Raw genomic sequence first — 19,289 nt, 5'->3', positions numbered from 1 at the left:
ATTAATAATCAATGGCATATTATAGTTTATACCTCTACGGATTGTGAGTTAAGCTAATATTTCGTGAATTTCCTTAATTCTTAGGAAGAATTTAGCCAAGCCCGCGTTACACTAAACACCTTATCTTCCCTTGAGTAAATAAATGCTAGCTAATAGTCCCGTCGAATCATTTTCTTTTGCAGGTAGAGAGATCTTTCTTAAAAGAGATGATCTATTACATCCTGCTTTTAGTGGTAATAAGGCGCGTAAGTTTGCCTATTTTCTAGACCATGATTTTGCTGGTGTGACTAAGGTGATTGGTCATGGCTCCGCGCAGGCTAATTCACTGTATTCGCTGTCGGCGCTCGCCAAACTCAAAGGCTGGCAGTGTGATTTTTATGTGGACCATATTGCTAGCCACGTACTGACTTTACCGACAGGGAACTATGCCGCAGCTATCGCCAATGGCACACAGGTTATTGATTTATCAAGCCTGATAGCAGTTAATCCTTTTCTTCAACCTGAGTCTAAGTGGACTTGTCATGACTACATTGAGCATCAAGTTTTGGCTGCTGAGCCTGACGCTTTATTTATTCCGGAAGGCGGGCGCTGTCAGTATGCGGAGTATGGTGTCAGTCTGTTAGCCGTTGAAATTGAGACTTGGGCAATGCAACAGGGACTGACTGAACTGAAAGTGTTTTTACCTGCGGGAACGGGAACCACGGCATTATTTTTAAACCAATATTTTGTGCGTAAGCAAAGTCACATTCGAGTGCTTACCTGCGCGGTTGTCGGTGGCGATGAGTATTTAGCGCAGCAGTTTTATGAGTTAAATCCTAACGCTGCTGAGCATCCACAGATTTTGAATGTGGGGAAGAAATACCACTTTGGTAAACTCTATCCTGAGTTTTATGCCATGTGGCAGCGGATTTGCGCCTCAGGTATTCAATTTGAATTACTCTACGATCCCTTAGGTTTTATGGTGTTAGAAAAATATTTACCGCAGTGGGGCACAAGCCCTGTGATGTATATCCATCAAGGTGGTTTGCTTGGAAATGAAACCATGTTGCCACGTTATTTGCGTAAATTTGGTAAAAGTCGTACGACCCTATAGAGCAGATGATTTACTTAGTGACGCTAAGACATAATATGTTTGAAGCGACGTAATCTCTAAGTTAAGCTTACGACGTCAAACGATGGAAAATACTCATGACTGAAGCGGAATATCTCGCCAATTACGATCCTAAGGCTTTTAAGGCTCAGCTACTGACGGTTGATGCCGTATTATTTACCTATCATGATCAGCAACTTAAAGTACTCTTAGTACAACGCTCAAATCATCCCTTTTTAGGTTTTTGGGGATTACCCGGAGGATTTATCGATGAACATTCCGATCAATCCCTAGAGGAAGCGGTGTTACGCAAATTGCAGGAAAAAACGGCGGTAGTGCCACCTTATATTGAGCAGCTTTGCACTGTCGGTAATAGTCACCGCGACGTGAGAGGCTGGTCGGTGACCGTGTGTTATACCGCGTTGATGAGTTATCAAGCCTGCGAAACCCAGATTGATTCAGTGAGTGATGTTAAGTGGTGGCCATTAGAGGATGTGTTACAGATGCCCTTGGCGTTTGATCATCTGCAATTAATTGAGCAAGCGCGGGAACGTTTAACTCAGAAAGCCTTATATTCTTTAGTGCCAGGCTTTGCGCTGGCTGAACCTTTTACCTTGCCAGAGCTGCAACATGTGCATGAAGTATTACTGGGTAAGCCTATCCAAGGTAAATCGTTCCGTCGACGGGTTGAGCAGGCCGATTTATTGATTGATACGGGCTTAAAACGTACTGAACGTGGCCGTCCAGCCAATTTATACCGTTTGAAGTCGGATACGGCATCGTATCGATTCTTAAGAAATCTAGAATGTTAGTCAAAGTGTTTGCCGCTTAAAGTGGTTGCCCATAGCAATAATAGTGACAGATTATACGGTACATACAGTTAGCTTGAGTTATCAGGGTTTATGTAGCCGTCGATGTTGTCGTAATACGTCCATTCTTTACTTTTCGATATCCATTTCCCCATTATCATAGCTAAATTGCACTTAGTGTCTTAAGGACAATATATGCAATTTAGGTATATTCCTTAGTATTATCCGATAAAAAATAGTCTAAAAATCAACTTTACATATTAGTGTCTATAAGACACTATTGCTTGCAGACAACAAGATTGCTGTATATCACAGCGATCTTGCACAGACAGGAGGTGAATATGTCTCTAGGTATTCAAATGCATCAAGGCACAGTTAACTCACCACATCAGCAAGCTGATTTTTATCGACTTCCCGCCGCTAGCGATGAGGCTAATTACCGTTTATTTCAATTTGGTGCGGGGGAGAATCATGTTCAACTGCGGGTTCCTCCAGCGAAACGCGTCACAGTTTTTTTCGGTTATCGTGGCGATCAATCCATCATGCAACTCTTATTGTTAACTGATGCATTACGCCGCAGCGGTGCAGAGCAGATCGATCTGTTACTGCCTTATATGCCGGGCGCCCGCCAAGATAGAGTCTGTAATGTGGGCGAGGCCTTATCGGTAAAAGTCTATGCCAGCCTGATTAATCAGCAGCAATATGCTTCAGTCAGTATTTTTGACCCGCACAGCGATGTCACCGCGGCATTATTAGACCGAGTGCAAGTTATTGACAACCACAGCTTTGTCGCCGCGATTGCAGCTCAATTGACCGGTGATCTAGTGTTAGTTTCGCCTGATGCGGGGGCGAATAAGAAAGTATTCGGCTTAGCTAAGGCGTTACAGGGAATGCCGGTGATCAGGGCCGATAAACATCGTGATGTGGTCAATGGTCATATTATCGCTACTGAAGTGTTTTGTGATGATTTATCGGGTAAAACCTGCTTAATCGTCGATGATATTTGTGCTGGTGGCAGAACCTTTATCGAACTTGCCATCAAGTTAAAGCAAAAAGGGGCCCAAAGCGTCATTTTGATCGTGTCACATTATGAAGATAAGGCCTGCGAATCGGCTCTGCGTGAGGCGGGCATAGACAGATTATTTTGTACCGATAGTTTAGGTGTCCCCACACATATTTCGAGCGAGTTCTGTCATTGCCACGCTGTTTTGCGTTTTATGAATCATTAAGGAAAATATGATGTACTTGAATCCCGTTACCGCCATTGATGGCTACAAAGTCGACCACCGTCGTCAATATCCTGATAATACTCAAGTGATTTTTAGTAACTTGACCGCCCGTAAATCCCGTCGTGGTTATACTGAGCAGATGGTATTTTTTGGTCTGCAATATTTTATCAAGCATTACTTAATTGACAGTTGGAACCGTGATTTCTTTCAACAGCCCAAAGAGCAAGTGATTCGCCAATTCTCCCGCCGCATTAATAACTATCTTGGACCAAATAATGTGGGTACTCAGCATATTGAGGCGTTACATGATTTAGGCTATTTACCCATTAAAATCATGGCATTGCCGGAAGGTTCAGTATATCCCTTAAAAGTGCCTTGCTTGGTTTTGTACAATACCGATGAGCGGTTCTTTTGGTTGACTAATTATCTCGAAACCATTCTTTCAGCCAATGTGTGGGGAATGTGTACTAGCGCCACTACCGCGCTGCAATACCGCAAAATATTTGAGACTTACGCGCTAGAAACCGATGGCAACATAGGTTTTGTTGATTGGCAGGGCCACGATTTTAGTTTCCGCGGCATGTATGGCGTAGAGGCTGCGGTAATGAGCGGCGCCGCCCATCTACTCAGTTTTACGGGCACAGATACCATTCCCGCGATTGATTTTCTTGAACAATATTATCTTGCAGACAGTGATAAGGAACTCGTTGGCGGCAGTGTGGCCGCAACGGAGCACAGTGTGATGTGTGCGGGTGGCATGGAGAATGAGTTAGAGACGTTCCGCCGTTTGATTGAAGATATTTATCCTAGCGGCATTGTCAGTATCGTTTCTGATTCTTGGGATTTTTGGCAGGTGATGACAGAGTTCACCGTTGCCTTAAAAGACCGTATTCTTACCCGTGAGGGCAAAGTGGTGTTTAGGCCTGATACGGGTTGTCCGGTGAAGATCATTTGTGGCGATCCACAAGCAGCTGTGGGGAGTCCTGAGTATAAAGGCGCTATCGAGTGTTTGTGGGATGTCTTTGGGGGCAGCACAACTGCCAAAGGTTACAAATTACTCGATAGCCATGTCGGACTGATTTATGGCGATTCAATCACCATTGAACGGGCTGAAGCCATTTGCGCCGGTTTGAAGGCTAAAGGTTTTGCATCAACCAATATTGTGTTTGGAATTGGCAGTTTTACCTATCAACACGTGACCCGAGATACTGACGGGTACGCGGTGAAAGCAACCTTTGCGAAAGTGGATGGTAAAGACAGAGAAATATTTAAAGATCCTAAAACCGATGATGGCACTAAAAAATCCGCTAAGGGATTAGTGGCGGTATTTAAAGATGCGCAAGGTCAATTTTATCTTAAAGATCAAGCAAGCTGGCAAGATGTTAACCATTGCGAATTTGTCCCCGTATTTGCCGATGGTGAATTATTAACTGAATATTCTTTGGCAGATATTCGCGCAAGATTGGCAGCGTCTCGTTGTTAACGATGTAAATCCCTTTCTACAATGAGATAGAAATTAGGCTGGCAATGCGGTTTTTATGTGAATACGCTTGCCAGTCAACTTAAATCATACTGGCTGTCATGACGGCTGTTATTGCTAAATGCGCGAGTCACATAATAAAACGGTGAGAACAAAAGGCTAAGAGACTAGCTGGTTTCGTTTAAGAATTTTATAGGTGCGACGGCCAATGTTTTCGAGGTTTTTTAAATCTTTTAGGCTGGGTACCGCATCGGAATATTGCCAATAGCGGATTTCTGCATCGAGCATTTCAAGCATTTTTTTCGAACAACCTAAACATTCGCCTTGGCACATTTGTGCTTCATCTAAATTCAGCGGAATTGTTTGCTGGATTTGCGCGATAAGCTGTTGCATAGCGGTTTTGGTATTCGGTTTTGACATAAAAATACTTCACAGTCAGAAAGTGTGAACATATTAGCAGAAGCAAAATTGATAGAATTGATCTAGATTAATACACATTTGGTTCAGCGTGTATCCATGTGAGCTAGATACTGGCTGAACCAAACGAGTTCGTCATATCGACGTGAAGGGATAGCAAATCGTGATATTTGGCTATCGATAAAGGCGAGTTGATTTCGGTATGGCGAGGAAAATGGGACCGAATAAACCAACATGCCATTATATGTACTCGATGAGTACTTAATTCAGACTTATTTATTTGACGACAAAAGCCATTTCATAAAGTTTAAGGCTTCGGTACGTTTTGAAAACGTCTGCCTGTTTTTACCTTGTCTATCGGTAAAAGCAATTGAAGTTTTGTTGACTGAAATTGAATCTACAGGGAAGTTCACTGTGATTTCATGTCCGTTAATTTTGTATGACATAGGCCACACTCCTTTTAATTAAATTCACCCTTAGGTGAGCAAGTAATAACGATAAAATATCCTTAGCATAATTGCGAAAGATGATACTAATGAGTCTTGAGGTTACCCATTCCACCATAATTAATCAAGAGATGCTGTATTGATAACTAATGCAAATCAGCGATTGTGTCAATGGAATATCCCAATTAGACCAGTTAAACATAGTCAAGTGACAGTACTATGACATTGGCCGAATTAAAGAGTTCACTTTTTTGAGTTAATGTTGAAAATCACTAACTCATTATTTTTGCAGGACTTACTTGTAGTAGGCTTTCTTTGTGAGGATCAAGTTTGATACAAGTCAAACTGATATAAAAAGGGTAACAACAAGATACTTCTCAAAACGTGGTGCAGTATAACAGTAAATTACCCGCTGGCAAGTGTAATTTTTGCTCAGCGAGTAATGTTTTTATATTGTTTCTTTTGTTGCTATTTTGTGGGTTGGTTTTTAGCTATTTTTCACTATTCGATGCATAACTGACTTTAGTAAATCAGCTCACCAATAGGGTTTAATAATTTGCTTAATCCCTTAGTGAAATAGAGCGGTGCGTCCAACACTGTGTAACATAAACATCCCGTTTGAGTTGTGGGAGAATGCTGTGTATTACCATCTAAGATAATAAAGTCGCCAGGAACATAATTACCTGATGAGTCCGAAAATTCGCCCGCCAATAATAACGTCAACTCAATCCCTTTATGGGTATGCTGTGGGATTTCACCTAGCGCTTCAATATGCAATAAACTGGCGCGAGTATTTTTTTCATCTAGGTCGAATCGCATCCGACTGACTTTACCAATTTGTTGCCATGGCTGTGCAATATGCTGCCGAAACACCCTAGGCAGTTCGTAGCGGATATTTTTATGGTTAACACTCACTGAGGATTCTATGTAAGGTTCATGCATAGTGCTTTCGGGAAGCGCCATAATGTTCGATAACATTTGTTGCCAGGGATCATTATCGACGACATCAATCTCATTTGACGCGTTGTGTTGAACCGTATTATCACTGGGGGAAACAAAAGCGAGTTTGGCCGCTTCTTCAGTCAATTTAGCTACTTGAGTTTGGCATTCTTGACATAAGGCACAATGCGCAGCAACAGCGATAGACATCGACAAAGGTAGCTGACCTTGAGCATGGGCCTGAAGTAATTCTGCATGGGGGTGATGTTTAATCATGTTGTGTCTCCAAAAAGCTTTTAAGCTTTTCTAACCCCAATCTGAGTCGCGATTTAATGGTGCCAATGGGGACTTTTAAGGCATCAGCCAATTCTTGCTGGGTGAGTTCTTGCATATAAATGCCTTGTACTACTTGACGTTGAGCAAGGGGCAGGGCATCTAAATGAGCGAGTAACTTGGCGGTCAATTTATGGTCAGGGTTGTTATCTTGGCTAACCGCAACGTCATACAGTGGCCAGATATCATCGCCAAATGCATCTTCACGATTGTGCTGTACTCGTCTAAGCATATCGAAGCATTGGTTACGCATAATGGTAAATACCCATGTTGCGACAGAACCTTTATCTGCATTGTATAAATGAGATTTAGTCCAAACGATGGTCATCGTTTCTTGAACTAAATCCATGGCGAGGCCTTGTTGATTTAATCGTTGCAGACCAAATGCCCGAATTTTGGGCATAAAGTGACTGAACAAATAGCCAAATGCCGCTTTGTCCCGTTGATTAGCAACTTTGATGATGGCGCTCACTAAGGGATCTGCATCCGTTTTATGCTCATCGGCAATCAAATTATGGTTATCGGTTTCCATAGCTATTTCGATAGGGGGCGATAACTGCCTATCATAGCGATTTTGCGCTGAATGTGATTGAAAATTTTCCATTATTGAGCTCTTCATTTAAGGTTCAATCCCGTTCGAACATGGCTTCAAATCCTGCTTCGCTGTCAATGTTCGATAAGCATGCACACCAATACGCAGTGCCCTAGAAATTGGATCACTGAAAATTATTTTATAACGGTTCTTAATAAATCCAGTGTGAGCTGGTGGTCGAGCGCATTAATGCAGGTGTACTTTTCGGCTGAACGTATGGGTAAAATTTCAAGCCAGCGTTGGCAAACCCATGCAATATCATCAAATTGTGCCGCTTGATATTGTTGTAAGTGCTTTGGGTACTCTTTCAGAATATTTTGCAGCATATCACTGAGATAACGCTCATTTTTTTGAATCTTTGCCGCTGGCCAGTTATCGATTAGACTGATTTGCGCGCGCTTTAAACCATCGGACTCCACATTGATGTCGCCGAGAGTAAATCGTTGTTTCCCTTCAATGCTGACACCTAACATGCCATCAGGTAAGGTCTCAAAGTCAATGATATGCACTAGAGTACCAATTGGATAAAGCGTGCTATTTTCCTCTGAGGTCATACACAGGCCAAAACCATCGCCTGATTTAAGTGATTCAGCCACCAAACGTTTATATCGAGGTTCAAAAATTCGTAATTGAGTATATCCCTCAGGTAATAAACAGATGGGTAATGGAAAAAGAGGTAATTTCATAGTGGCCTCGGGTGAACTTAAGTTTCTATCATTACGTACCATCATCAGAATTTGATCAGTGTTTCAAGCAACAGCCTACTCATTTAAGGGGATATGATGAAGTTAAATCCATTCGAGAAAAAGCTGGTTCAGCATCCGCTGCGTTTTTGGTTGCAAAACCATATTGAAGCACCATTATTGACCTCAATGATGCCTAAACCGCTTGTGTATATTCAACAGGCGCTCGAAATTGGTTGTGGTTTTGGCAATGGTATTCATTTGATCCGTGAGCATTTTGGTGCCGAGCATGTTACCGCGGTGGATCTGGACCCTGAGATGGTGAGTGCTGCTAAGGCCCGCTGGCAGTCTTCAGCCCATGGGCTCGAACAGCTCGACTTTAGTGTTGCCGATGCAACCGCATTACCTTTTAAGGATGCACAGTTTGACATCGTGTTTAATTTTGCGGTGTTCCACCATATTCCTGACTGGCAATCCGCGATTGTTGAGGTTGCCAGGGTATTAAAGCCGAACGGGTATTTTGTGATAGAAGATCTTTACCGTGCCGCGATTTGTAATCCACTGAGTCGCCGGTTGTTTGAGCATCCGCAGCAGAATCGATTTGACCATCAGCAATTATTGCATATGCTTCGCCAAGCGGGGTTTAAGATTGTATGTGACAGGAATCTGTTTAATTTGAGCGGTATGGTGCTGGCTCAAAAGGTTTTTTCTTAAACCTTAAGGTCTTTATATCGCTGAATATTGAATTGAGCATGGGTTGATTGTTTGTTCTGTAAACTGCTTGCCCGAGAAATGAGCCGTTTTCGCATCAGAGTGATTGTAATTTTTAGATAAAATCGACATATCACATGGTTCTCATTGCGAGTTTGCCGCTATAATTTAGCTTAATCCTTAGCAGCTGAGGGAAGTTCTTCCTCCCCAGAGTAGAGAAGTCGCATTATGGCAAATGTCTTGGCAACGGTAGATCAACGCACCAATCTCGTCGGTGAAAATCGGCTTGAACTGCTGCTGTTTCGCATTAATTCGATGCAGCTATTTGCGATTAACGTCTTTAAAGTTAAAGAAGTCGTTAAACTACCACACCTTAACGCTATGCCTGGGAGCCATCCGCATATTTCTGGTGTAGCTAATATTCGGGGAATGTCTATTCCGGTGATTGACTTGCGTTCGGCCATTGGTTTCAAACCTGTGCCGCCAGATGATAATGCCAATATGATCATCACTGAATATAACCGCAGTGTGCAGGGATTTTTAGTCGGTAAAGTCGAGCATATTATCAATATGACGTGGAGTGATATTATGCCGCCGCCGAAAACAGCGGGTCGGAATAATTATCTTACCGCAATCACCCGAATCGAGTATCAAGGCCAGTCGCAATTGGTTTCAATTATCGATGTGGAGAAGGTGCTGGCTGAAATTGTCCATTACGATATTAGCCTATCTGAAGGTGTGTTAGATGAGAGCTTGTTAGACAAAATGCCCGGCCGAAAAATATTGATTGTAGACGATTCATCGACCGCAAGGCGACAAGTGCGTGAAACGCTTGGCCAATTGGGTATTGAAATTATCGAAGCCTCCGATGGGTTGCAGGCGTTACATTTACTGCAAAAATGGCGCGATGAAGGTAAGAATGTCGCCAAAGAACTGCTCATGATGATCACCGATGCCGAAATGCCTGAAATGGATGGTTACAAACTGACCTATGAAGTCCGTAATGATAAGGCTATGGCGGACTTATTTATCACGCTAAATACTTCGCTGAGTGGTAGCTTTAACAATGCGATGGTGGAGAAGGTGGGCTGTGATCGTTTTATTTCTAAATTCCAACCTGATTTACTGGTTGAAGTCGTACAGGACAGATTAAAACAAGTTCTCGGTAAATAACTTCATCTAAACGAGTCGGCTGCCTTTACAAACATAAGGTTTTAGTTTGGTGGCTACTCGCTTAATTCTGCTTTGACATCGGCTAACACTTGGCGCTTCATTTCTTTCGCCGCGGCAATGTGGATACGTGCAAGCCTGAGTGCGTAGCTAAATCGATGTTTACCAACGAGCCTAAGTAATTCTGCAAAAAAGGCTGAATCTAAGCAAAATTGTTTGCTGTAGTAGTGAATGGCGGCAGGCAATGATGAATAGCTTACGCCATCGAACTCAAACTGAATACTGTCTTGTTGACATTCGAGGTCAACCCCTTCAAGCAGAATGGGCCATCCGGGAAAGTTGATCCTGTCGCGGGCAATTTGATACATCATCCAAGCACTTTTTTTAAAGCCTTCAAACACTTTGCAGGAAAACTCAGACTCGGCGAGTTCCACTTCTGTCCAATTAATGCCAATGGCTAAATGTTTAGCGTAAAGGGCCATTAAGGCATCTTTAACCGCCATTCGGCAGTCCCAAATTGAGGTTAAGGGATGTTGTTTCGCCAGTTTTAAGCATTCGCTGCAGCAAGGCACGGCAAGGGAAGGATGGGGCGCATGCGGCGTTGCATGATATTCAAAAAAATCTTTACAAGGTTCACCACAAAACCAGCAAAGGTGTCGCTTATCGAAGGGAATATCGATACAAGTAATAGGCAACATCAAGGCCAGAGTTCCTCTGGCCTTGATGTGTTAAGCATGACGCTGAGAAAATTAAGCTTCTTCAACATCAACTAAATTTTTGGCAAGTACGATAGGATCGAGTTCTAAACATTCTTCATCGCTTTGCCAATCAACGCCAATGAGCACGCCATCATCATTTAAATCGAATACCCAGTATTCAAGAAATTCTTCAAGGCTAATCGCAACGGCTTGGTAGTCTTTCCATTCTTCGGTACAGTGGGATTTTGCCTGCGCTTCGCTTGACCACAAAGGCATTACATCAGTGTCTTCGAACTCGCCTGAGTCACAAACCACCCAGCCTTCGCCTGTTTCATCCATCAAACCCCACAGTGTTTGATGCTCTTTTACGTTTTCGATAAAGCCAGCTAAAGCCGCGTTGATTTCAGTCATGATAGGTCTCTTTGAAGTTGCTATTAACTCACCCATTATACGGCAACGGCTAGATAGACCAAGGGATTCTTTGTTAAGATTTTTTCGCTGTTGTTTAACTGAGCAATAAGCGAATTTATCCGTGTATTTATGGTGATGAGCATTGTGTTGACGGGCGCTATCGGTCAGGATGTGCGCTCTAGAGGCGTAAATCGGGTTAACCGGAATTACGCGCATCTGGAGGATTTCCAGTGGGGGAGAAAATACCTTTGTGGATTTTTAGCCGTTGTTCATTCTCGTTTATCCTTGAATTAAGCCAGCAACTGCTTTGTGGCTAAAAATCGTATCTCTCTTGGCATGAGTCGATCCCAACTCGTGTCTTGCTCAGCTAAGGCATACCTTAGCACTGAATTGAGGAGTAATTGATTTGATGAAAGCAAAAGGCATGTACTATCTTGCAGCGAGCATCACGGCCTGTGTTAGCTTAAGTGCTTGTTCTAGCGCGCCTACCGCTAATGCTACGTCTGACAATAATAGTCAAATTGCTATCGAACAGGCGCAAGCCGTGCAATTGAACGAGATTATCGCCAGCCATGCGGCCGCCTTTCCTACGTGTGTTGCAAACCTTCAGGCGCGCGCGCAACGTGAAGGTCTATCTGAAGAGACGATTAACAATACAGTGGCAAGCCTACAGTTTGTACCTAAGGTGATTGAGCTTGATCAAGCTCAGCCTGAATTTAGTCAAACCTTCACGAATTATTTCACCAAACGGGCAACGGATTGGCGAGTTAATGAAGGTCGACGTCTACTGAAAAAACACCGAGTATTGCTTGATAAACTCGCGCAGCAATACGGCGTACAGCCACAATACATTCTGTCTTTTTGGGGACTAGAGACCAACTATGGTTCTTATAAAGGCAAAATGTCCGTCTTAGATTCCCTTGCAACCTTAGCCTGTGAGCCTCGTCGAAGTGATTATTTTACGACTGAGCTGATGCAAGCGCTTAAGCTTAAAGAAAAATATGGCTTTGATAAGAGCACTATGGTGGGCTCTTGGGCGGGCGCCATGGGGCATACTCAATTTATGCCCTCGGCTTATGCTAAATATGCCATCGATGGCGATGGAGACGGTAAAGCGGATCTGTGGAATAGCACAGAGGATGCCCTCACATCAGCGGCTAACTTTCTACAACACTTAGGCTGGCAGCGTAACGAGCGTTGGGGCCGCGAAGTATTATTGCCAAACAATTTTAGCTACCAACATCTTGGGGCTAAAGAGGCGCAGCCTCTGTCACAATGGGCTGCGCAATCTGTGCGGCAAACGAATGGATTGTCTTTGCCCGCTATTGATATGAAGGCCGCGCTATATTTGCCTTCAGGTCACACTGGACCTGCGTTTTTAGGCTATGAAAACTTCAATGTGATTATGCGTTGGAATCGCTCGGAGTTTTACGCCATTACCGTGGGCCATTTGGCTGATAGAATTAATGGCGGCGAACCATTAAAAGTCGCGCCGCCCGAGCAGCCACGTTTGAGCCGCGAGCAAATCAAACAGTTACAAACCAAACTGAATGAATCCGGCTTTGATGTTGGTAAACCTGATGGTGTGTTAGGCCGCAATTCGACTGCGGGGATCCAAGCATTCCAACGCAGTAATAATATGATTGCCGATGGTTTCCCAAGTCCTGAAGTCTTTACTGCCCTAGGTATTTCACTCTGATAGACGCCTCGTTATAGGTCATCGCCCGCAGACAATGCTTGAAGCAACCACTGCGCTCCATTGGCGCAGTGGTTTTGTAGGGATAAAACAGTGGAGTGCAAAGGCCAGTTTTGTTAAGCTCGGCCGACATTTGAAATCGAAGCAAGTCAAAGGATATTCGATGAACATTAAAGACGATATGGTTGTGCAGTTTAATTACACCCTGCGCGACGAAAAAGGCGAAGTGATCGAGACGAACGAAGGTCGCGAGCCTATCGCTTATTTACACGGTCATGACAACATGATGCCTGGTGTTGAGAATGCGATTAATGGTAAAGCGGTTGGTGAAAAGTTCACAGTGACGCTGCCATGCACTGAAACCTATGGTCAACGTATTGAAGGTGAAGCGGCGCAGCAACGTGTATCGGTAAAGCACCTGTTAGGCGCAAGTGTTTGGAAGCCAGGTATGACGGCGGTAGTTCATACTGACCACGGTCAACGTCAAGTGACAATCGTAAAAGTCGGTAAATTTATGGCGACCGTGGATGTTAACCATCCATTAGCGGGCCGTGACTTAACCTTCGATATCGAAGTGGTTGGCGCCCGAGATGCGACCGATGAAGAAATCGCCCACGGTCATGCTCATGGTGTCGGTGGTCATCACCACTAATCGGTCAGAATGTGATGTTTGATAGCGCTGCTAGCGCATTTTAAGTGCTGCGATACAATCACCTGCCGATGATAAAGCAAAGCCCAAACCTAAGTTTGGGCTTTTTTGTTGGGTTATTATTTGAATTCTGCTTTAACCTCATTTCGTGACGGTAAATTCACCTCAAACCGCTCTTTACCGCGCTTACTGCGATGAATTGACTTAATTCTTAGTTTTCACACTCCAGATCAATCTTCACTTGCGGTTAATGCTCGTGTTCAATCGGGGTATCGCTAAACATCATATCTAAACTGGCTTGAGTCTGTGGATGGTAGCCGCTGCGCGCCGCAAGGTAGATGGCTTTAGCCCAGTCATAGTGCTCGCTGCTCGCCAGTTTTTGGTACAAGGGCACAATCAGCCTGCGCCGGCCAATCTCGGTTAAATGTTGTTTCAGTGCTGGTAAGACACTGTAGTATCCGTTATCGAGGGCGAGGGCATACCAAGCAAAGGCGATTTCATTATTGTGGGTGCCAGTAAAATGAAAGGCCTTATCTAACTCGGCTAATTGTTGCTCAGTGAGATTTAGCCTTGGCATTTCATTAATAAAGCGTAGCCATTGATGCACAGTCCAGTCCTGAGTGTTTAGGGCGCTGGCGGCACGCTTGCCTTCTAACCATGCTTGGCGCTGGGCATCGATATCATCGAAGGCGTGTGAGTTGGGGGGCACTAAAAAGCTAGGTAAACCTTGTCCCTCAACCCAAGTATCCACTTCGGACTCGCTGACGATATTGGGATATTTTTGCAATAACTGCTGCGTGAGGTAATTGCGGAACTGCTCCGTGGTAATGCTTTGAAACGCAAAATGATCAAAGTAACTTTTGACAAAGTTATCGAAGCGTTCACGGCCGAACTTTTGCTCAAGGAAACGCAGGAATAATTGTCCTTTGACATAGGGCACGCCGCTAAAGGCATCGTCGGGATCGCGCTCACCTAAGTCAATATGCAGTACGGTGTCGCCTGCGGGTAACTCGGCTAATTCTGCCAGCAGCTCTGAGTAACTAATGGTTTGCTCCATCAATGCACGGTCGCGGCCATAGAGATCTTCCATAATCCGGTTTTCCACATAGGTGGTAAAACCTTCGTTGAGCCAGAGATCGCGCCAGGTGGCGTTAGTGACTAAATTGCCCGACCAAGAATGGGCCAGCTCGTGGGCAATTAAACTCACTAAGCTTTTATCTCCCGCGATGACTGTGGGAGTAATAAAGGATAATCGCGGATTTTCCATCCCGCCGAAGGGGAAGCTGGGCGGGAGGATCAACAGATCGTATCGACCCCAGCGGTAATCGCCGTAACGTTTGGCGGCGATGGCGATCATCTCCGGCGTATCGGCAAATTCTTTGCTGGCCTTGGCAAGCATTTCTGGCTCAGCCCAAATGCCTGAGGTGTCGTCTAAGGCGGCAAATTGCAGGTGTCCCGCAGCAATGGCAATCAAGTAGGCAGGAATCGCCTGCGGCATAGTGAATTGGGTTTGCGTTGCAGACATACTCTCTCGGTCGGCACTCATCACGACACTAATACCTTGCTTCGCTGTGACTGTGGCGCTGTAGGTTTGGCGCACTGCGGGTGTATCTTGCAGCGGGATCCAGCTCCTGGCATGGATGGCTTGGCTCTGGCTAAACATAAATGGCCATTGCTTACCTTGGGTTTGCTCTGGAGTTAACCACTGAATGCCTGATGGATTCTTGGATGTATGGTAATTAACTTTGATCTTAGCGACTCGCTCTTGAGGCAGATTGATGGTGAGCGCTGCGCCTTTGACCTTATCGGTCGCACCTAAACTAAAGGGCACGGATTGCCATTGGCCGTTTGCATTTAACATGCTGACACTGTTAATCGTCAGGTCACGGGTATCTAACACCAGCATCTTGCCTGCTTTATGCCAATCTAGCTCGAGAATGGCGTTGCCCGAAAGTTGTTGCTGCGCAAAATCCACATTTAATGCGAGTTCAATGTGGCGAATACTTACTTGTTGGTAATTGGCAAAGGTCAGTTCATCGGTGGCAGTATGCAATTGGCTGGAGGCGACGCTAGCAACATTACTATTAGGTAAGCTATTGGTTGCATTGGCATATTGTACTAATGGCAGCAGTAGCAACAGGGCACTGCTAATGAGGGTACGACGGGATAAAAACATATAACCACCCAGTGTTGTGATTCTTGTATGGTGTAAAACGCGATCGCCGCGGGCGACTGTATTCGTTGGGGCGTGAGTTTACTCGAACTCAGTAGGTTTGGGGCTATTTAGCTGACACTAAAATGTAATCAAACTTAATTTGGGATGAGGTTGACGTTGAGGAAAGGTTACTCTTTTACGAAAACGCACGCCAGAGTGTGCTATTTAACTCTTGCAGGGGGATGCAAAGCGACTTGGCTCATAGAGGTTATCGGGTATGTAAAAGTACATCCCAGCGATATAACTTTGTTATCATGACGCGTGTTCACAATGTCTTATAGCTACAACAGGACAACTATGGTACTGGATTTTTCACAGGGTAAGCTGATAGCAACAGAGTTTGAAGTACAGATCAGATTAAGCGTGGCCAATGTTGTGCTTCAAGCGAGTGCCGAAGATATTAGCCTTAGGCTTGACCCTCCAATGATCATCGCCAATGGTGGCGGCGTGCGTTGGAGCATGAAATTAGATAACGCGGAACAGCTCGATGCGTTACAAGCACTCCTCGGGATCGATTATTTGTAAGCACATTTGATTATTGCCAAATGTGCTTGACGTTTAACCTTAATTTTCAATTTGATTTAGAAAGGATTTATCAGTATGACGCTCGAACGTATTGTGATTGAACCCCAAGTTGAGGCGACCGCGGTTGTGGTCTGGCTTCATGGGTTAGGCGATTCTGGTGCTGGTTTTGCCCCCGTTGTACCTGCGCTAGGGTTGCCAGCGGATCACAGTATTCGCTTTATTTTTCCCCATGCACCTGAGCAGGCGGTCACCATCAATGGTGGTTATATTATGCGTGCTTGGTATGACATTAAAAGTATGGACTTGCATGATAGAGCGGATATGCAGGGCGTGATGGCATCAGAATTAAGTGTTCAGGCGCTGATTGATGAGCAGATCGCCGCAGGTATTCCAAGTGAGCGCATTGTGCTGGCGGGATTTAGCCAAGGCGGGGTGATGAGTCTGTTTACCGGATTACGCTATCCTCAAAAACTTGCCGGTATTATGGCGTTATCCTGCTATTTGCCAACGGGTGATGTATTGCCAAGCCAACGAACTGTAGCCAATGCTGACACGCCGATTTTGCAGCAGCATGGCGAGCAGGATGATGTCGTTCCGTTATCGGCTGGATTGTTGGCAAAAGAGGCATTAATTGCCGGTGGATATCCGGTGCAATGGCAAACCTATCCGATGCCACATTCAGTTATTCCTGTGCAATTAAAAGCGATTAGTGCTTGGTTACAACAGCGTTTTGAAATGTAGTTAAATCTAAATGCTTATAAAATCATCATGCGGTAAACAATTTTTTGCCGCTTGATGTTTTTTATAAAGAACAATGCGGCTGTCTGCGAAACTTCTGTAAGCTACTTAAATTAAAGCGTTTAAATTTACAATTATATTTTTAATTGTCATTAAATTCGAAAAGTGAAAATAAGTCGATTAGCTTATTTTTTATTTGAAACAAAACTGTATTAAAACTCGCCAAAAATCCCACATTAAAGTCACGTTTATTAATAAAAATGACACAATTCATCTTTATTCTTTGATATTATGCGTGACGCGAGAGTTGATGGTACTCGCACAATCTATCTATGATAAAATAATTAAAATCAAGGGGTTGATGTAATGACAAATAAGCTTATTAAAGGATTAATTGCCACTGCCGTGCTTGCTGCGTTAGCAGGTTGTAATAGTGATGATGACAAAGTTCCAACAACTTGCGCCGAAGCGGGTGCTGCCTGTAAAACATTTACGGTATTACATACGAACGATAACCATGGCCGTTTTTGGGAAAACAAAGATGGTGAATATGGTTTAGCTGCTCAGAAAACTTTGGTTGATCAAATTCGTGCTGAAGTCAGCAAGAAAGGTGGTCAAACATTGTTGCTTTCTGGTGGTGATATTAACACTGGTGTGCCTGAATCCGATTTACAAGATGCGATTCCTGACTTTACCGGTATGAACAAAATTGGTTACGACGCAATGGCGGTCGGTAACCATGAGTTTGATAATCCATTATCCATTGTGGACATGCAACGTAGTCTTGCTGAATTCCCTATGTTAGCGGCTAACATTTATAAGACTGATGGTACTCGCTATTTCGATGCCTATAAAATATTTGATGTTAATGGTGTCAAAATAGCTGTTATCGGTCTAACCACTGAAGATACTGCTAAGATCGGTAACCCTGAATATATTAGTGAATTAGAGTTCAGAGATCCAAAGACTGAAGTTGCCAAAGTCATCAAAGAAATCAAAGATGCTAAGTCGGCAGACATCATTTTTGCTGTGACGCATATGGGGCACTACGCCGATGGCCAAAATGGTAGCAATGCCCCTGGTGATGTGGCGTTAGCCCGTTCACTTAAGGAAGGCGAACTTCAAGTGGTGATTGGTGGTCATTCACAAAACCCCGTCTGTATGGAGCCAGGTAATAAGGCCTATGCAGCATTCCAACCGGGTGATGCCTGCGCGCCAGATCAACAAAATGGCACTTGGATCATGCAAGCCCACGAATGGGGTAAGTATGTCGGTCGTGCGGACTTTGAATACTTTAACGGTGAACTTCACTTAGCCAGCTATAAATTAGTGCCAGTGAACTTAGTTAAAGAAGTCACTGATGAAGCGGGTAACAAGAAAAAAGTACTCGTTGGGGAAAAGATTGAGCCTGATACAGAGTTAAAAGAGCTGCTTTCTTACTATCAAGAGAAAGGTCAAGCTAAGTTAGACGAAGTGATTGCGACTACCGATGCGCTGCTTGATGGTGAACGTGCAAACGTACGTAACAAACAAACCAACTTAGGCCGTATGTTAGCCATGGCACAAAGTGCTAAAGTGTCTGCTGATTTTGGCGTGATGAACTCTGGTGGTGTGCGCGCTTCTATTAAAGCGGGTAACATTACTTACCGTGATGTACTCACCGTTCAACCTTTCGGCAACATGGTAACCTTAAACGAAATGACTGGTGCGGCTGCTGCTGATTATTTAGGGGCTGTGGGTAGTTTACAAATTGGTTCTGGTGGTTATGCGCAAATTACTGGCGTGAAGATGACCATTGACTGCGTGGCTAAAAAAGCGACAGTTCATGAAATCAATGGTAAAGAGTTCAGCGCTACAGCAAACTACAAATTCACTGTACCTAGCTTTAACGCTGCAGGTGGTGACGGTTATCCTAAACTGGCGAGCCCAATCCAGACAGGTTATGTAGACGCCGATTTACTTTATTCCTTCCTGAAAGAGAAACAATCCATTGTTGCAGCTGATTATAATCCAGTAGGTGACATTGTGTATGAAAACTCTGAAAGTGTAGAAGGTTGTAAGATTACTGCTAAGTAATCTACAGCGGTTAATAAAATGCCACTCAATTTGAGTGGCATTTTTATTTTGCTCGTTTATTTTTCCATCCGTTAGATACAGCCTAAAATCACCATAAAATAAAGCGATACATTTTGCTAACTATGTATATGAAATTGAGTAGATTGGTATTTCGTAACGCGAGGTGTTCAATTGATTCTATTTGTATCGGTTTATCAATAATCGCTTAAATTTGCTTAAAGACCTTTAACGTTATGTTTGGGTTGGATTTTGTATGTTTTAAACTCAAGATTTATTTGCTGCGTATGTATCAATTTGTTTTTTTGTTGTTATTTGTTGTTGTCGATATTCGTTTTGCTTAACAGTATTGATACGTCAAGGGAACTTGAAAATTAACTAAAAT

19 protein-coding genes are annotated in these 19,289 nt (G+C 43.8%); 11 read left to right on the top strand and 8 right to left on the bottom strand.

Annotated elements, in window-relative coordinates:
- The first annotated feature begins 142 nt into the window (after nt 1-142).
- The 4 genes from SHEWPOL2_RS01515 (at nt 143) to SHEWPOL2_RS01500 (ending at nt 4,611) form a co-directional block, all read left to right on the top strand.
- Nucleotides 143-1,093: a pyridoxal-phosphate dependent enzyme gene (locus SHEWPOL2_RS01515; RefSeq protein ID WP_037425325.1), complete on the top strand. Its 951-nt coding sequence runs from the start codon at nt 143-145 to the stop codon at nt 1,091-1,093.
- A gap of 95 nt (nt 1,094-1,188) precedes the next feature.
- Nucleotides 1,189-1,902, top strand: coding sequence for an NUDIX domain-containing protein (locus SHEWPOL2_RS01510; RefSeq protein ID WP_037425322.1), 714 nt, complete (start codon nt 1,189-1,191; stop codon nt 1,900-1,902).
- A gap of 338 nt (nt 1,903-2,240) precedes the next feature.
- Nucleotides 2,241-3,128 carry a ribose-phosphate diphosphokinase gene (gene prs / locus SHEWPOL2_RS01505; RefSeq protein WP_037425319.1) on the top strand — a complete coding sequence of 296 codons (888 nt, stop codon included), beginning with the start codon at nt 2,241-2,243 and terminating at the stop codon, nt 3,126-3,128.
- A 10-nt stretch (nt 3,129-3,138) separates the two neighbouring features.
- Entirely contained in the window at nt 3,139-4,611 is a 1,473-nt protein-coding gene (locus SHEWPOL2_RS01500; RefSeq protein ID WP_037425316.1) for a nicotinate phosphoribosyltransferase, read from the top strand.
- 156 nt (nt 4,612-4,767) lie between these two features.
- On the opposite strand, the gene SHEWPOL2_RS01495 is transcribed toward SHEWPOL2_RS01500, so the two are convergent.
- The 5 genes from SHEWPOL2_RS01495 to SHEWPOL2_RS01475 form a co-directional block, all read right to left on the bottom strand.
- Nucleotides 4,768-5,028 (bottom strand): hypothetical protein, encoded by a 261-nt coding sequence (locus SHEWPOL2_RS01495; RefSeq protein ID WP_037425313.1) that lies wholly within the window; start codon nt 5,026-5,028, stop codon nt 4,768-4,770.
- A gap of 269 nt (nt 5,029-5,297) precedes the next feature.
- On the bottom strand, nt 5,298-5,471 hold the full coding sequence (locus tag SHEWPOL2_RS22635; RefSeq protein WP_011072074.1) for a hypothetical protein: 174 nt from the start codon (nt 5,469-5,471) through the stop codon (nt 5,298-5,300).
- A 522-nt stretch (nt 5,472-5,993) separates the two neighbouring features.
- Nucleotides 5,994-6,686 carry a ChrR family anti-sigma-E factor gene (locus tag SHEWPOL2_RS01485; RefSeq protein WP_037425311.1) on the bottom strand — a complete coding sequence of 231 codons (693 nt, stop codon included), beginning with the start codon at nt 6,684-6,686 and terminating at the stop codon, nt 5,994-5,996.
- Nucleotides 6,679-7,347 (bottom strand): sigma-70 family RNA polymerase sigma factor, encoded by a 669-nt coding sequence (locus SHEWPOL2_RS01480; protein ID WP_037425309.1) that lies wholly within the window; start codon nt 7,345-7,347, stop codon nt 6,679-6,681. Before SHEWPOL2_RS01480 ends, SHEWPOL2_RS01485 begins: the two co-directional genes overlap by 8 nt.
- Nucleotides 7,348-7,469: 122 nt before the next feature.
- Nucleotides 7,470-8,021: an LON peptidase substrate-binding domain-containing protein gene (locus SHEWPOL2_RS01475; RefSeq protein ID WP_037425390.1), complete on the bottom strand. Its 552-nt coding sequence runs from the start codon at nt 8,019-8,021 to the stop codon at nt 7,470-7,472.
- Between the two features lie 96 nt (nt 8,022-8,117).
- Here SHEWPOL2_RS01475 and SHEWPOL2_RS01470 point away from each other — a divergent pair, with 96 nt between their 5' ends.
- On the top strand, nt 8,118-8,732 hold the full coding sequence (locus tag SHEWPOL2_RS01470; RefSeq protein ID WP_037425307.1) for a class I SAM-dependent methyltransferase: 615 nt from the start codon (nt 8,118-8,120) through the stop codon (nt 8,730-8,732).
- Between the two features lie 225 nt (nt 8,733-8,957).
- Nucleotides 8,958-9,902 carry a chemotaxis protein CheV gene (locus tag SHEWPOL2_RS01465; protein ID WP_037417686.1) on the top strand — a complete coding sequence of 315 codons (945 nt, stop codon included), beginning with the start codon at nt 8,958-8,960 and terminating at the stop codon, nt 9,900-9,902.
- Between the two features lie 53 nt (nt 9,903-9,955).
- Here the strand turns inward: SHEWPOL2_RS01465 and SHEWPOL2_RS01460 are convergent, their stop codons facing one another.
- Nucleotides 9,956-10,597 carry a hypothetical protein gene (locus SHEWPOL2_RS01460; RefSeq protein WP_037425305.1) on the bottom strand — a complete coding sequence of 214 codons (642 nt, stop codon included), beginning with the start codon at nt 10,595-10,597 and terminating at the stop codon, nt 9,956-9,958.
- Nucleotides 10,598-10,648: 51 nt separating this feature from the next.
- Nucleotides 10,649-11,008 carry a DUF2750 domain-containing protein gene (locus tag SHEWPOL2_RS01455; RefSeq protein WP_037425300.1) on the bottom strand — a complete coding sequence of 120 codons (360 nt, stop codon included), beginning with the start codon at nt 11,006-11,008 and terminating at the stop codon, nt 10,649-10,651.
- A gap of 406 nt (nt 11,009-11,414) precedes the next feature.
- Between SHEWPOL2_RS01455 and SHEWPOL2_RS01450 the strand changes: the two genes are divergently transcribed.
- A complete protein-coding gene (locus SHEWPOL2_RS01450) occupies nt 11,415-12,707 on the top strand; it encodes a lytic murein transglycosylase (RefSeq protein WP_037425298.1) in 1,293 nt (430 codons plus the stop codon).
- A 160-nt stretch (nt 12,708-12,867) separates the two neighbouring features.
- Nucleotides 12,868-13,356: a peptidylprolyl isomerase gene (locus SHEWPOL2_RS01445; protein WP_037425387.1), complete on the top strand. Its 489-nt coding sequence runs from the start codon at nt 12,868-12,870 to the stop codon at nt 13,354-13,356.
- Nucleotides 13,357-13,600: 244 nt separating this feature from the next.
- Here the strand turns inward: SHEWPOL2_RS01445 and SHEWPOL2_RS01440 are convergent, their stop codons facing one another.
- Nucleotides 13,601-15,529 (bottom strand): M1 family metallopeptidase, encoded by a 1,929-nt coding sequence (locus SHEWPOL2_RS01440; RefSeq protein WP_037425295.1) that lies wholly within the window; start codon nt 15,527-15,529, stop codon nt 13,601-13,603.
- 336 nt (nt 15,530-15,865) lie between these two features.
- On the opposite strand from SHEWPOL2_RS01440, the gene SHEWPOL2_RS01435 reads away from it, so the two are divergent.
- The 3 genes from SHEWPOL2_RS01435 to ushA all read left to right on the top strand — a co-directional run bounded on the left by SHEWPOL2_RS01435 (nt 15,866) and on the right by ushA (nt 18,907).
- The gene (locus SHEWPOL2_RS01435; protein WP_037425292.1) at nt 15,866-16,093 is read left to right on the top strand and encodes a DUF3389 domain-containing protein; all 228 of its coding nucleotides are present in this window, start codon (nt 15,866-15,868) and stop codon (nt 16,091-16,093) included.
- Nucleotides 16,094-16,168: 75 nt separating this feature from the next.
- Nucleotides 16,169-16,834, top strand: a complete 666-nt coding sequence (locus tag SHEWPOL2_RS01430) for an alpha/beta hydrolase-fold protein (RefSeq protein ID WP_086023963.1) — start codon at nt 16,169-16,171, stop codon at nt 16,832-16,834.
- 363 nt (nt 16,835-17,197) lie between these two features.
- Entirely contained in the window at nt 17,198-18,907 is a 1,710-nt protein-coding gene (gene ushA, locus SHEWPOL2_RS01425; protein WP_037425286.1) for a bifunctional UDP-sugar hydrolase/5'-nucleotidase UshA, read from the top strand.
- The last annotated feature ends 382 nt before the right edge of the window (nt 18,908-19,289 follow it).

Source organism: Shewanella sp. POL2, assembly GCF_000282755.1.
Lineage (GTDB): Bacteria > Pseudomonadota > Gammaproteobacteria > Enterobacterales > Shewanellaceae > Shewanella > Shewanella xiamenensis.
This window is presented reverse-complemented; position numbering and strand designations above follow the sequence as displayed.

Excerpts from the sequence above, each read along its gene's own strand:
- SHEWPOL2_RS01435 (WP_037425292.1), top strand. The coding sequence starts at position 15,866 with ATGGTACTGGATTTTTCACAGGGTAAGCTGATAGCAACAGAGTTTGAA.
- SHEWPOL2_RS01485 (WP_037425311.1), bottom strand. The coding sequence starts at position 6,686 with ATGATTAAACATCACCCCCATGCAGAATTACTTCAGGCCCATGCTCAA.
- SHEWPOL2_RS01445 (WP_037425387.1), top strand. The coding sequence starts at position 12,868 with ATGAACATTAAAGACGATATGGTTGTGCAGTTTAATTACACCCTGCGC.
- SHEWPOL2_RS01515 (WP_037425325.1), top strand. The coding sequence starts at position 143 with ATGCTAGCTAATAGTCCCGTCGAATCATTTTCTTTTGCAGGTAGAGAG.
- SHEWPOL2_RS01440 (WP_037425295.1), bottom strand. The coding sequence starts at position 15,529 with ATGTTTTTATCCCGTCGTACCCTCATTAGCAGTGCCCTGTTGCTACTG.
- SHEWPOL2_RS01465 (WP_037417686.1), top strand. The coding sequence starts at position 8,958 with ATGGCAAATGTCTTGGCAACGGTAGATCAACGCACCAATCTCGTCGGT.
- SHEWPOL2_RS01510 (WP_037425322.1), top strand. The coding sequence starts at position 1,189 with ATGACTGAAGCGGAATATCTCGCCAATTACGATCCTAAGGCTTTTAAG.
- SHEWPOL2_RS01470 (WP_037425307.1), top strand. The coding sequence starts at position 8,118 with ATGAAGTTAAATCCATTCGAGAAAAAGCTGGTTCAGCATCCGCTGCGT.
- SHEWPOL2_RS01500 (WP_037425316.1), top strand. The coding sequence starts at position 3,139 with ATGTACTTGAATCCCGTTACCGCCATTGATGGCTACAAAGTCGACCAC.
- prs (WP_037425319.1), top strand. The coding sequence starts at position 2,241 with ATGTCTCTAGGTATTCAAATGCATCAAGGCACAGTTAACTCACCACAT.
- SHEWPOL2_RS01430 (WP_086023963.1), top strand. The coding sequence starts at position 16,169 with ATGACGCTCGAACGTATTGTGATTGAACCCCAAGTTGAGGCGACCGCG.
- SHEWPOL2_RS01495 (WP_037425313.1), bottom strand. The coding sequence starts at position 5,028 with ATGTCAAAACCGAATACCAAAACCGCTATGCAACAGCTTATCGCGCAA.
- SHEWPOL2_RS01475 (WP_037425390.1), bottom strand. The coding sequence starts at position 8,021 with ATGAAATTACCTCTTTTTCCATTACCCATCTGTTTATTACCTGAGGGA.
- SHEWPOL2_RS01455 (WP_037425300.1), bottom strand. The coding sequence starts at position 11,008 with ATGACTGAAATCAACGCGGCTTTAGCTGGCTTTATCGAAAACGTAAAA.
- SHEWPOL2_RS01480 (WP_037425309.1), bottom strand. The coding sequence starts at position 7,347 with ATGGAAAATTTTCAATCACATTCAGCGCAAAATCGCTATGATAGGCAG.
- SHEWPOL2_RS22635 (WP_011072074.1), bottom strand. The coding sequence starts at position 5,471 with ATGTCATACAAAATTAACGGACATGAAATCACAGTGAACTTCCCTGTA.
- ushA (WP_037425286.1), top strand. The coding sequence starts at position 17,198 with ATGACAAATAAGCTTATTAAAGGATTAATTGCCACTGCCGTGCTTGCT.
- SHEWPOL2_RS01460 (WP_037425305.1), bottom strand. The coding sequence starts at position 10,597 with ATGTTGCCTATTACTTGTATCGATATTCCCTTCGATAAGCGACACCTT.